This window comes from Terrabacter sp. Soil810 (assembly GCF_001429645.1).
In the GTDB taxonomy this organism is placed as follows: Bacteria; Actinomycetota; Actinomycetes; order Actinomycetales; family Dermatophilaceae; genus Terrabacter.
The window spans coordinates 464,923-478,074 of the sequence record NZ_LMSW01000011.1 but is presented as its reverse complement, the minus strand read 5'-3'; the positions used below and the strand labels follow the sequence as shown (position 1 = coordinate 478,074).

The following is a 13,152-nucleotide window of genomic DNA, read 5'->3' as shown; positions in this document are numbered from 1 at the left end:
GGTTCGACTGGGGCGTATGCCGTTTCACACCGTCTCGAGGACAGCGTCAGGTCTCGCGTACACGACGTAGGCGAGCCACGTCGGGTCGTCGGCGTCGCGCGCCGCCTCGCGCGCGAGGGCGCTCGCGCGCGACATCTGGGTGCCCTTGAGCAGCTCCTCGTAGAGCGTCTCGACGAAGACCCGCGCCGGCTCCTCCTGGACCGACCAGAGGCAGGAGACGAAGGCCGAGGCCCCGGCGTCGAGGAAGGCCTTGGCGAAGCCACCCACCGTCGTGAAGAGCTCACCGGATCGACCGGTCTGGCAGGCGTTGAGGACGACGATCGGGCCGACGCTGTCGGGGCCCGTCCAGTCGAGGTTCTGGGAGACGTCGGTCGAGGTGAGGTACTGCTCGCGCACCGTCGTGCCGCGCCGCTGGCCCTTGAGCAGGACCTTCGCCTCGGCGATGTCGTCGGAGCGCGCCGCCCCGTGGCCCGAGAAGTGCAGCAGGTCGAAGCCTCCACCGCGCAGGAGTCGCTCGACGCCGGTGGGGGTGGCCGTCACGGCCTTGGCCCCGAACCGGTCCTTGAGGTAGCCGGCCTCGGCGACGCCGACGTCGTTCTTGAACATCGGGTTGGCGTAGACCGGGCAGATGGACCGTGCGTGGCCGCGGCGGACGCGTACGGACCGGGGTGGGAAGCTGCCGAGCTGCCAGCGCACGAGCCCGCCGGAGGCAAGGAAGCGCGGCGTGGTGCCGCGCTTGCCCCGGGCCGGCTTGAGGTGCACGAGCTCCCACGGCACGAACGGCTCGTCGGTGTAGACGATGAGGTCGTGCACGAGGTCGCGGTGCTCCCAGAGGTAGGCCTGCATGTCCTCCGGGAAGAACTGGTCGAAGAGCAGCGTGCCGGTGTTCTGCAGCCGCGACATCCGTTGGCGCGGCGTCAGGTCGGGGTCCTTGATGACACCCTCGACCTCGGCGATGCGGTCGCGCACGAACTCGTCGCGGCCCACGATCGGCGCCGACTCGAAGGTCCGCTCGGCCTCGCCCGGCACGAGTCGGAGCGCATAGCTGTAGACGCGCTCGCCCGTGACGCGACGACTCTCGACGATGTCGAGGCACGGCAGGCCGTCGAGCTCGGGCGCGTCGATGCCGGTGTGGACCGTGGCGGTGACGGGCGCCGCCGCGACCATGCCCGCGGCGGCCGCCGTCGACTCGAGGGTGAGGGTGGCGACGGGCACCCAGCCCTGTCGCAGCACGATGGACACGCGGACCGGACCGGCCTCGAGCGCACGCACCCGGAAGGTCAGCTCGCTGGCCCAGTCGCCGCTCGGCAGCCCGAAGACCTTGGCCTCCGTCTCGAGGACCTGGGCGTTGTCCTTGGCGTAGACCTGCACGCTGACGGGGCGCTCCGCGTCGACGTGGACCGTCCTGGAGACGTGGACCGTGCCCTCCGTGGCCGCCAGCACCTGCCGCGAGAGCCGGACCCGCACCGTGGCGTCAGCGCCGGGTGTGACCGTCGACGGCATCTCCGCGGCGAGCTCCGCCGCCGTGGTCCCCTCGAGGGGACTGCTCGGTCCGGGACGCGGTGGCTTCTGCTGGTCGCGGCGGACGGCCTTCGCCGTCGCCTTCTTCGCCGTCGCCTTCTTCGCCGTCGCCTTCTTCGCCGTCGCCTTCGCGGCAGCCGTGGCCGCGGCCTTCCTCCCGGGCGCCGGCCGCGCCGGAGGCCGGGCGATCGTGGACGGTGGCCGCGCGGCCGTCGGCGGGCGGGCTGCCGTCGGTGGTCGGGCCGCGGTGGTCGGCTCCTCGATCTCGGCCATCTCGAGACCCCGGTCGTCGCCACCACCGTCGCCCCCGAGGACGGGCCCCACCGTCATCCACTCGGGCAGGTGCGCTCCCTCGTCGGACGCCCCGAGCCCGAGGGGCAGCCACTGCGAGATCGCGCCGATGACCGACAGCTGCGAGAAGTAGTTGACGTGGTGCACGACGTCGTTGGTGCCGAGCGCGAACGTGTCCCGGACGAAGCCGCCCGTCGGCAGCCCGATCGCCGACATCGAGTCGGTGTCGACGACGAGGTCGTTGCGGCCCTTGAAGATCCCGTCGACGAAGCCCTCGGCCAGACGGACCGCGAGCTCGCGCGGGAACTCCGGCGGGTTGTGGTGGTCGTCGAAGAGCGTCACGTGGAAGTCGGACGTCACGACGTGCCAGTTCGTCCCAGGACGCGGCTGGCCCGGCTGGTCCCGGTTGAGGGTCGTGACGAAGGGCCCGTCGGGCGTCATGGCCGCGAGACCGGGCACGCCGTCGCCGCCGGCGGCATACGACACGAGGTACTTCACGAGCGCGCCCACGCCGCGGACGACACCGCTGACCACCGCCGCGAACGGGGCGCCCCCGGGCACGAGCGAGAGCCCGGCAGCGCTGACCATCACGAGGTTCGTGTAGAGGTCGACGAGGTCGTGCCACCGCTCCGGGTCGGCGAGGTGGGTGCCGCCATTGGTGGAGGCGACGAAGACGATCGAGTCGACGCCGATGCGCAGTCCGGCGCCCGGGAGCACGGACTCGACGAACGAGCGGGTGACCAGGCCGCCGCGGCTGTGGGTGATGACGTCGAGCACGAGCTCGCCGTCATGGGGCGCGAGGAGGGCGAGCAGGTCCCGGGCGTTGCGCTCGGGGTCGACGCTGAGAGTGCGGTGGTCGAAGCCGATGACCGCGTCGTACGCGGACACGAGCGTGTCGACGAAGCCCTCCGCCCCGGGGGTGACGGCGACTGCCCCGAAGGCACCGCTCGTCGACGAGAAGGTGCCGTGGACGAGGAGCAGGACCCGTGCCGGACGGTCGGTGGGCAGGCCCACCTCCGCGAGGGAGCCGACGGGCTTCCACGCCTCCAGCGTCCCACCGGTCACGTGGACCAGGCCGGTGCGCACGCCCGCCTCGAGCCGCTCGACGACCTTGTCGACGATGACGGGCGCGGCGAAGCGCAGGACGATCGCCTGGAGGACGCCGTGGGCGAGGTCGCCGAGCAGCCCGCGGTCCGCTGCGGGGCCGGGCGCGTCCAGGCCGCGCGATCGCCGTCGCGGTCGGCGCGGACGCTCGGGCTGCACCGAGAGCGCGAACGACACGGTGCGTGGACCGGGGTCGATCGAGCGGGTGCGCTCCGACGCGTCGACCGGGAGGTGCCACGAGTAGACCCCGTCGCGCTCGAGCAGGACGACGGCGTCGCTGCCGGCGGGCACGTCGACGTCGAGCTTCACGGTGCCGGCCCGGTTGGCCGGAGCAGGACCGTCGAGGTCGCGAGCACGCCGTGGGGTCAGGTCGATCCGGTCGACCACGACGAAGTCGTCGGTGCGGAGGGCCTCGACGAGGGCGGCGCGCTCGGCCGCCCGGCGACCTCCCGTCGGCAGGTCGCGATCCGTCCGGTCCGTCGCAGCGGTCGTGTCGTAGCCGCGGGGCACGCGCACGCGCACCGCTCCCCCGCCGAAGGACGCGGACGGCATACCTGGGCTCCCTCCGAGACGTCTCCCCTGCTCCTGCCACCGTAGAGGCGAACGGCGTGCTCGGTGATACAGATCGCGGCAAACGGCCTCACCCCGCGCGGATTAATTCCGTTGCGCGGGCATCGCCGGGTGCGCCAGTCTCTTGGCGAGCGCAGCGGCACACGGCCGCGCGCCGGGACCCAAGGAGGGTGACATGTCGATCACGGCCCCGGGCATGCCTGCCCACATCACTTCTTCCTTGGAGTTCTCTTGTCATTCAACGCTTTTCACGACGACGACCTCGCGGCCGTCGAGACCCGACTGACCGCTCGGCGGGTCCTCGGTATCGAGGACGAGCAGTACGCGGTCGACACCGACCCCGACGGCCCTCCCGAGGGCGACCGGTGGTCGAGCTGGGACGGCGCCACGCACGGCCCGAAGCCCCGACCCGACTGGGTCATCACCGACCTCGGTGCGGTCGAGGCCGACCTGGGGGTGCTCAAGACCGGCAAGGAGGCCGACGTCCACCTGGTGCGCCGGTGGGTGCCCGGCTCCCCCGACCGGGACGTGCTCATGGCCGGCAAGCGGTACCGGTCGAGCAAGCACCGCATGTTCCACCGCGACTCGGGCTATCTCGAGGGGCGGCGCGTGCGGAAGTCGCGCGAGACGCGGGCCATGCGGACCCGCACCGCGTTCGGCAAGGAGCTGATCAGCGGCCTCTGGGCCTTCGCCGAGTTCGAGACGCTGGTCCGCCTCTGGCACGAGGGACTGCCGGTGCCCTACCCGGTGCAGATGGGCGAGGACGAGATGCTGATGGAGTTCATCGGCACTTCGGACGGGCAGGCCGCACCACGTCTCGCACAGGTGCGTCCTGACGCCGACCTGCTGCCGGTGCTCTTCGAGCAGCTGCGCGAGGCGATGCTCCGGCTCGCCGAGCTCGGCTGGGCGCACGGCGACCTCTCGCCCTACAACGTGCTCCTCGAGGGCGAGGGGGGCGACGCGCGACTCGTCCTCATCGACTGGCCGCAGGTCGTCGACGTCATCGGCAACCCGCACGGCCCGGAGTTCCTCGAACGCGACACCCACAACATGTGTGACTGGTTCACCCGTCGTGGGTACGCGGTCGACGAGGGTCTGCTCTTCGGTGACCTCATCGCGGCGGCGACGTCGCGCTGGTGAGGTCGTTCGGTTCGCCGAGGAGCCCACAGGTCAGATGGAGGCCACCCGTTCGTGGGGTGGCCTCCATCGTCCTTCATCCGTCAGTCGGTCAGGAAGTCCGCCGGGTGGCCGAACTTCCCCGAGTGGACGAACGCCTCGAGCGGGAGGCGCGACCGTGGCAGCCGGGCCCGGGTGCGCACCCACTCCGGCATCTCGGCGTCGTCGTCGGGGCCGGCCGGAAGGCCGAGGGCGATCCCCGTCGTGACGGCCCAGTGCGGCGGGACGGCGAACCGCTCGGTCGCCGCCAGGTGGTCGAAACCACCGAACTGGCGCACCTGCAGCCCCATCGAGCGCGCCTGCACCGTGATGTGCGCGACGGCCTGGCCGAGGTCGAACATCGCGTAGTCGCTGTAGGCGAGCTCGTGGTCCTCGTCGGTCGCGACCTGGTGGAGCGTCAGGATGATCGCCGATGCCGACGGCGCCCAGACCTGGTTGGCCGACGACAGGACGTCGACCATGGCCGCGTGCGTGTCGTCTCCGCGCAGCCCGACGATGAAGCCCCACGGCTGCGAGTTGCCGGCCGACGGCGACCACCGCGCCGCCTCGAGGATCGCGCGCAGGGCGTCCGGACCGAGCACGTGCGAGCGGTCGTAGACCATGACGCTCTCGCGGTCGCGCAGCAAGGGCGTCAGGCTCTCCGGCTGTGCCGGTGGCGTGTGCCGTCCACTGCCTGCGGTCACGTCAGTCATGTCTCCTCACCGTCCTCACGCACGTCTCAACCATGCCGGTGACCGGACTCTTCCCGCCGGGTCTGTGGCCAGGACCACGTCAGTAGGCGCGCCCGACGACGGCGAGCACGCCGTCGTCGGACTCCGACCTCGGCACCGACCCGTCGGGCATCGTCAGGCACCGCACGGTGACCGCCGACTCGGCGAGCAGCGCCTCGCCCTCGGGACCGAGCGTGGACCACGGGAGGGTGGCCCAGCCGGTGCGCGCCGCCTCGGCGGCCTCCTCGACGGTGGCGACGGCCGACGTGTTCGCGTCCCGGTGGGCCAGCGCGGCGGCATACAACGCGTCGTGGTCCTCCTCGAGCGCACCGGTGACGGTGTCGGCGACGCCACCGAGCGGCACCGACGACTTGCCGCCGGCGATGCGCCGGGCGACCGTGACGGAGCCCTCGGCGAGGTCGCGGGGCCCCACCTCGACGCGGACGGGGATGCCCTTGAGCTCGGCGTCGACGGCGCGGCGGCCGAACGGCGTGTCTACGCGCGCGTCGAGCTCGGCCCGGACCCCGCGCGCGACGAGGTCGGCGACGACCTGACGGGCTGCCTCGACGACCCCCTCGCCCTGCTTGACGACCATGACGAGCACCTGGACCGGCGCGAGCCGCGGCGGGACCCGCAGGCCGTGGTCGTCGCCGTGGGCCATGATGAGGCCGCCGAGCATGCGGGTCGAGCTGCCCCACGATGTTGTCCAGCACATCTCCTGGCGCCCCTGCTCGGACAGGTAGGTGATGTCGAAGGCCTTGGCGAAGTTCTGGCCGAGCTCGTGGCTCGTGCCCATCTGCAGCGCCTTGCCGTCACGCATCATCCCTTCCAGCGCAAGGGTGTTCGTCGCTCCTGCGAAACGTTCGCGTGCCGTCTTGCGGCCGAGGACGACGGGCATGGCGAGCATCTCGCGCATGAACGTCGCGTAGACCTCCTCGTGGATCCGCTTGGCGTAGAGCCGTGCGTCCTCCTCGGTGGCGTGGGCGGTGTGGCCCTCCTGCCAGAGGAACTCGCTGGTGCGCAGGAAGATCCGCGGCCGCAGCTCCCACCGGACGACGTTGGCCCACTGGTTGAGCAGCAGCGGCAGGTCGCGGTAGCTCTGCGTCCACTTCGCCATGAACTCGCCGATGACGGTCTCGGAGGTGGGTCGGACGACGACCTTCTCCTCGAGCTCCTTGCCGCCCGCGTGCGTCACGACCGCGAGCTCGGGGCTGAAACCCTCGACGTGCTCGGCCTCCCGGCTCAGGTAGGACTCCGGGATGAAGAGCGGGAAGTAGGCGTTGCGCGCGCCGGCCTCCTTGATGCGGCGGTCCATGTCGGCCTGCATCCGCTCCCAGATCGAGTAGCCGTACGGTCGGATGACCATCGTCCCGCGCACCGGCCCGTTGTCGGCGAGCTCGGCCTTGGCGACGACGTCCTGGTACCAGCGGGGGAAGTCCTCGGACTGGGGCGTGAGCACGGTCTTGGCCATGGGCTCGATCCTACGATCGGGCCCGAGCCGCTCGTCACGGCATTTCCCTACGCCCGCTCCATCGTGGCGACCATGAACGCCTGCCACGCCTCCCGGCTGTCGGCGAGCTCGCCGGGGCCACCGGACTGCTCGAGTATGCGTGTGGTGACGTCCCGGGTCACGGCGTCGAACTCGCCGGTGAGCTCCACCTCGGCACGACCCCAGACGTGGCGGCACATCGCCTGGACCGCCTGCACCTGGGCGTTGGACCGGCGGATGAGGCGCGGCCGCTCGGGTCCGAAGCGACCGAGGTCGACGTGGATGTGGTTGTCGTGCGAGGCGTCGAAGAGGTAAGTCAGGACGTCGGCGAACTCGTGGTGCAGGCCGGCGGCGGTCCTCCAGTAGAGCGCGAGGCGTCGGCGCAGCTCGGTGGCCGGGGCGTCGCGCCACTGGTCGTGGCGCAGCGAGGTGAGGTCGCGTCCGCCGGCGCGCAGCCGGGCGATGTCGATGGCCTCGCCCGAGCTGTGCCACGACGTCGACGAGCCGCGCACCCAGGCGCCGTAGGACCGGATCTCGTCGGGCACCTGGCCGACGTGCCGCTGGTGCAGGGCGAGCCATCGGTCCAGGCGGGCACCGAACGGCTCCGTGACGTAGTAGGCGGCCGGGCGCGCGCTCACCTCGTAGACGTGGGCCGCGGCACCGATCCGCCGCCTCGCCTGCAGGGCCGAGAAGTCCACCGGCCGCGGGTCGAGGCGCAGCTCCGGGGGTGCCGGCTCACCCAGGCCGGACAGCTGCGGGAGGGAGTGCAGGCCGGGACCGCGCGACACGGCATACGCCCCTCCGGCGACGACGGCGCCCACCGCACCGAGGGTGAGCACGCGGCGGCGGGTCAGGCCGGGCGGCGATGCGTGCGGCCGGTCGGGGTCGGGCACCGGCGGCGTCGGCTCACCCGTCCGCCTGTCCTGGCTCATGACTGCTCCAACGCGCGGGGCGGCCGGAGGTATCCCGCGGGCCACGAACGCGATGGGGCAGACTCACAGGAAACTGCCAGTTCCGCATGGTGACGTGCGAGGACGAACGGGGAACGAGTCTTGTGACCACCGATCCAACGAGGGGTTTGACCATGTCCGAGCACCGGCGCCGCACCATGATCCCGATCGTGCCCGTGCGGCCGACAGCGGCTCCCACCCACGACGTCGACCCCACCGAGGTCGACCGGGGCAAGATCAAGTCGAAGGCCGCAGGCCTCACCGCCATCGCCGTGACGGCGCAGCGCGGCATGGAGCAGATGGGGGCGCGCCGGTCGTTCGCGACGCTACGTCGGATCAACCAGGCCGACGGCTTCGACTGCATGGGCTGCGCGTGGCCCGACCCGCACCCGGAGGAGCGCAGCTTCGCCGAGTTCTGCGAGAACGGCGCCAAGGCCGTCGCCGAGGAGGCCACGCTGCGCCGGGTCGACCCGTCGTTCTTCGCCGAGCACCCCGTCGCCGAGCTCTCGGGCTGGACTGACTACCTCCTCGGCCAGCAGGGACGCATCACCCACCCGATGGTGCTGCGCGACGGAGGCACCCACTACGAGCCGATCTCGTGGGACGACGCGTACGCCCTCGTCGCCGAGCGGCTGCGCGGGCTCGCGTCGCCCGACGAGGCGGTCTTCTACACGAGCGGGCGCGCGTCGAACGAGGCGGCCTTCGCCTACCAGCTCTTCGCCCGGGCCTTCGGCACGAACAACCTGCCGGACTGCTCCAACATGTGCCACGAGTCGACGTCCGTCGCGCTCGCCGAGGTCATCGGCATCGGCAAGGGCTCGGTCAGCCTCGACGACATCCACGAGGCCGAGCTCATCGTCATCGCCGGGCAGAACCCCGGCACCAACCACCCGCGCATGCTCACCGCGCTCGAGATCGCCAAGCGCGGAGGGGCGAAGATCGTCGCCGTCAACCCGCTGCCCGAGACCGGGCTGCGCGGCTTCGACAACCCCCAGAAGGTCAAGGGCCTCGTCGGGATCGGCACCGAGCTCGCCGACGAGTTCCTGCCCATCCGGCTCGGCGGCGACCTCGCGCTGTTCCAGGCGATCGGCTCGCTCCTCGTCGCCCGTCACGACGCGGGCGAGGACGTCTTCGACACCGACTTCGTCGAGCGCCACACCGACGGCTTCGAGGAGTGGGCCGCCCACATGCGCGAGCTCGACTTTGACCTCGTCACCGAGGCCACGTCGCTCGACCGGTCCCAGATCGAGCGGGTCGCCGAACTCTTCGCGCGGTCGCGCAAGACGGTGCTCTGCTGGGCCATGGGCGTCACGCAGCACCGGCACGCCGTCGCGACGATCAAGGAGATGGCCAACGTCGCCCTCGTCCAGGGCAACATCGGCAAGCCCGGCGCCGGCCTGTGCCCCGTGCGGGGCCACTCGAACGTCCAGGGCGACCGGACCATGGGCATCTGGGAGAAGCTCCCGCCGCACTTCGCCGACGCGCTCGAGGCCGAGTTCGGCATCGAGGCACCGCGCGAGCGAGGTCTCGACGTCGTCAACTCGATCCGCGCGATGCGCGACGGCGAGGCGAAGGTCCTCGTCGGGCTCGGCGGCAACTTCGCCGCTGCGACGCCCGACACCGAGGTGACGCACGACGCGCTGCGGACCGTCGACCTCGTCGTCAACATCTCGACCAAGCTCAACCGCTCGCACGTCGTCGTCGGCCACACCTCGCTTATCCTCCCGACGCTCGGCCGCACCGAGCGCGACGAGCAGCGCGGCGGCCTGCAGGGGGTCACCGTCGAGGACAGCATGTCGAGCGTGCACCTCTCGCACGGCCGGCTCGAGCCGGCGAGCCCAGAGCTGCGCTCCGAGGTCTCGATCGTCTGCGGCATCGCGTCGGCAACCCTCGCCGGGCGCGGCGCCGCGGGCGAGGTCGACTGGGCCGCCATGGCCGACGACTACTCCGTCATCCGCCGCCACATCGAGCGCGTCGTGCCCGGGTGCGAGGCCTACGACGAGAAGGTCCAACGGCCGGGCGGCTTCGTGCTGCCGCACCCGCCGCGCGACTCGCGCACCTTCGAGATGCCGTCGAAGAAGGCCGTCCTCACGGTCAGCCCGCTGCAGATGGTGGCAGCGCCCGAGGGCCACCTCGTGCTCCAGTCGCTCCGCAGCCACGACCAGTTCAACACGACGATCTACGGCCACGACGACCGCTACCGGGGCATCTCAGGTGGACGCGAGATCGTCATGGTCCACCCCGACGACCTCGCCACCCTGGGCTTCTCCGACGGTGACCACGTCGACGTCATCGCACCCTGGCCCGACGGCACGCAGCGGGTCGTGCGCGACTTCCGGGTCGTGTCCTACCCGACGGTGCGTGGGTGCGTCGCCGCCTACTACCCCGAGGTCAACCCGCTCGTGGCCCTCGAGTCCACCGCGGTCGGCAGCAACTGCCCGGTGTCCAAGGCGGTCATCGTCCGGCTCGTCCCGGCCGGCCAGGCCCCACCGCACTCGGCCAGCGACGACCTCCAGGCCGGCGAGGACTCGGAGAAGCGCAGCGAGGTCAAGCCGCACCACCTGAGCTGACCTGACCGACGACGCGTCGGCGGGCGGGGCGGCATGCGCGTCGGCGGGCGCGCCGGCGGGCAGGGCGGGACCCAGGTCGTACGCTCCCGCCATGCCCACCGGCCCCGGTCCCTCCCGGCGCACCCTGCTGCTCGGCGCGGCCGGTCTGGCGACGGCGGTCTCGGCGACCGGTCTCGGCGGGTGCTCGTCCGCCGGCGGGCCGACCCTCAGCGACGGCGTGCTCTCGAACCGCTTCGGCGTCGAGGCGCCGCGCTGGCGGATGGCCGTGCCGCACTCGGGCAGACCCCGTGGCCTCCTCGTGGCGCTGCACGGCTTCGGCGGGGGCGCCGACGACGCCTTCGACCTCGGTTTCGCCGACGCGGTCGAGCCGTCCCGGATGGCGCTCGTCTCGGTCGACGGCGGCAACAGCTACTGGCACCCGCGCCGCGACGGCAGCGACACCGGCGCGATGGTCCGAGACGAGCTCGTGCCGATGGCGCTCGAGGCCTCCGGGCTGCCGGCATCCTCCCCGGTCGCCCTGCTCGGGTGGTCGATGGGGGGCTTCGGTGCCCTCCTCATCGCCGGCGAGCTCGGCCGCTCGCGCGTCAGCGGGGTCGTCGCCGCCAGCGCTGCCCTGTGGCAGCAGGGCAGCCAGACGCCCGCCCGGGCCTACGACGGGCGCGCCGACTTCGACCGGCACTCGATCTTCAACCGGCTCGACCTCCTGCGAAGCATCCCGGTCCGTCTCGACTGCGGCAGGTCCGACCCGTTCATCGCGGCCAACCGCGAGCTGGCCCGGCGCCTTCCCGGCGCCGAGACGCACTTCACCGAGGGCGGCCACGACGACGCGTTCTGGGGTGGGAACGTGCCCGCAGAGATGGCGTGGGCGGCCGCCCACTCGTGAGCCCACCCGGGTAGGCGCCGCGCTCTCCCCTACGCGTCCCGGTGCAGGTCGTGGGCGTCCGGATCGCGACGGAAACCCGCCGACACGTAGGTGGCGACCCCGACGACGTTGGCGCTGGGCGTGCAGACGAGGGCGCTCGACGAGCCGAGGTCGCGCAGCGCGGCCGCGCACGCGAGGGTGATCGCCCGACCGTGGCCGCGGCCCCGGTGGTCGCGGTGCGCCCCGAGCGGCTCGATGAGCCCCGGCCGGCCCGGGCCGGCCGCCCACACGGTCGCCGTCGCCACTGCGGCTCCGCCGTCGTCGTAACCGACGAGGCACCGCGCGTCGGTGTAGGCCGGCCCGGACGCCATCGCCCGCCAGCGCTGCTCGGTGAACGTCGAGGTGTCGAACGACGCGCGCTGCACCGCCACCCGGTCCCGGAGCCGTTCCGGCGCGGGGTCCGCGCCGATGACCTCGACCCGCAGCCCGCAGTCCTCCACGGGATCGGCCAGGTCACGCACGAGCGGCGTCCAGGCCTCCCCGTCGCCCCACCCGTCGGCCGCGAGGCGCGCTCGGAAGGCGTCCCCGAACCGCGCCTCGACGGAGGCCTCCCCGGCCGGGAGCACACCGCGCCCGGGCTGCGCCACGTCGCCGAGCAGCCTTTGCGCGAGCTCGTCGTCGTCACCCGCCTCCGGCGCGATCGCCATCCGCAGCACGCGCGGCTCGTCGAGGAGACCGACCGCGACGAGGCGCCCGTCGCGGTGCCATGTGCGGACGGCCGCGGCGGTGGCCTCCGCGCCGTGGCTCCAGTTCCAGCCCAGGTCGCCGGGATGCAGCTGGACCGGCATCCCGTCCCGTGGCCACGGACGCATCCCGTGCACGGCCTCGACGAGACCCTCGACTCCCGGCGTGCCCAGCTCGATCGACATCCTGCGATCCAACACCGTCACCGAGCGAGACCGCACCCTTCGCTCCCCGGTTCGATGTATTCGACGGTCACCGGTGACCGTCGAATACATCGAACCGTCAGGAGAGGGTGGCGATGGCCTCGGCGGTCGCGAGCACCTTCTGGGCCGTGTCGACGTGCAGGCTCTCGACGAGCCGGCCGTCGAGGGTCGCGACGCCCTTGCCCTGGGCCTGCGCGGTCTCGAAGGCGGCGATGACGGCCCGCGCCTGCTCGACCTGCTGGGCGCTCGGCGCGAAGACCTCGTTGCACGGCTCGACCTGGCCCGGGTGGATCAGCGTCTTGCCGTCGAAGCCCATCTCCCGGCCCTGGTGTGCCTCGGCGAGGAAGCCGTCGGCGTCCTTGACGTCGTTGAAGACCCCGTCGAGGACGGCCACCCCGGCGGCGCGGGCCGCGAGGACCGCGAGCTGGAGCGAGGTCTGGATCGCGGCCCGCCCGGGCACGAAGGTCGCCCCGAGCTCCTTGTAGAGGTCGTTGGTGCCGAGCACGAGGCAGGCGAGCCGGTCGGACGCCCGCGCGATCTCCTCGGCGTGGAGCACCGCGCCCGGCGTCTCGACCATCGCCCAGAGCCTCGTGCGCTCGGGTGCGCCGGCAGCCTCCATGGCCGCGACGAGACCGCGCACCTCGTCGGCCGAGCCGACCTTGGGCACGACGATCGCGTCGGGTCCGGCGGCGGCCGCGGTCGCGAGGTCGGCGTCGTGCCACTGCGACCCGAGGCCGTTGACCCGGATCGTCAGCTCGCGCCGGCCGTACTCACCGGACTGCGCTGCGGCACAGGCCTTCTCACGCGCCGCCTCCTTGGCGTCAGGAGCGACGGCGTCCTCGAGGTCGAGGATGAGCGCGTCGACGGGAAGCGTCTTGGCCTTCTCGAGCGCGCGCTCGTTGGAGCTCGGCATGTAGAGCACCGAGCGACGGGGACGGTATGCCGTGGACGGGTCGGTCACG

9 protein-coding genes are annotated in these 13,152 nt (G+C 72.4%); 3 read left to right on the top strand and 6 right to left on the bottom strand.

The genetic code is table 11. The annotated features are described in order from the left end of the window. Positions 1-24: 24 nt before the first annotated feature. Entirely contained in the window at positions 25-3,468 is a 3,444-nt protein-coding gene (locus ASG96_RS08140; protein ID WP_057587693.1) for a CHAT domain-containing protein, read from the bottom strand. A gap of 249 nt (positions 3,469-3,717) precedes the next feature. Here ASG96_RS08140 and ASG96_RS08135 point away from each other — a divergent pair, with 249 nt between their 5' ends. Beyond that, positions 3,718-4,626: a serine protein kinase RIO gene (locus ASG96_RS08135; protein WP_082591688.1), complete on the top strand. Its 909-nt coding sequence runs from the start codon at positions 3,718-3,720 to the stop codon at positions 4,624-4,626. A gap of 80 nt (positions 4,627-4,706) precedes the next feature. On the opposite strand, the gene ASG96_RS08130 is transcribed toward ASG96_RS08135, so the two are convergent. The 3 genes from ASG96_RS08130 to ASG96_RS08120 all read right to left on the bottom strand — a co-directional run bounded on the left by ASG96_RS08130 (position 4,707) and on the right by ASG96_RS08120 (position 7,793). Further along, a complete protein-coding gene (locus ASG96_RS08130) occupies positions 4,707-5,354 on the bottom strand; it encodes a nitroreductase family protein (RefSeq protein WP_056753093.1) in 648 nt (215 codons plus the stop codon). 79 nt (positions 5,355-5,433) lie between these two features. Continuing rightward, on the bottom strand, positions 5,434-6,843 hold the full coding sequence (proS, locus tag ASG96_RS08125) for a proline--tRNA ligase (protein WP_057587691.1): 1,410 nt from the start codon (positions 6,841-6,843) through the stop codon (positions 5,434-5,436). 47 nt (positions 6,844-6,890) lie between these two features. Then, positions 6,891-7,793, bottom strand: coding sequence for an extensin family protein (locus tag ASG96_RS08120; protein ID WP_057587690.1), 903 nt, complete (start codon positions 7,791-7,793; stop codon positions 6,891-6,893). Between the two features lie 152 nt (positions 7,794-7,945). On the opposite strand from ASG96_RS08120, the gene ASG96_RS08115 reads away from it, so the two are divergent. Then, entirely contained in the window at positions 7,946-10,381 is a 2,436-nt protein-coding gene (locus ASG96_RS08115; protein WP_157610745.1) for an FdhF/YdeP family oxidoreductase, read from the top strand. A gap of 91 nt (positions 10,382-10,472) precedes the next feature. After that, positions 10,473-11,264, top strand: a complete 792-nt coding sequence (locus ASG96_RS08110) for an alpha/beta hydrolase-fold protein (RefSeq protein WP_057587689.1) — start codon at positions 10,473-10,475, stop codon at positions 11,262-11,264. Between the two features lie 29 nt (positions 11,265-11,293). Here the strand turns inward: ASG96_RS08110 and ASG96_RS08105 are convergent, their stop codons facing one another. Together ASG96_RS08105 and ASG96_RS08100 are read right to left on the bottom strand one after the other, a co-directional pair. Further along, the gene (locus ASG96_RS08105; protein ID WP_057587688.1) at positions 11,294-12,172 is read right to left on the bottom strand and encodes a GNAT family N-acetyltransferase; all 879 of its coding nucleotides are present in this window, start codon (positions 12,170-12,172) and stop codon (positions 11,294-11,296) included. A 97-nt stretch (positions 12,173-12,269) separates the two neighbouring features. Next, complete coding sequence (locus ASG96_RS08100) at positions 12,270-13,151, bottom strand: CoA ester lyase (protein ID WP_255359550.1); 882 nt, start codon at positions 13,149-13,151, stop codon at positions 12,270-12,272. Position 13,152 lies beyond the last annotated feature (1 nt).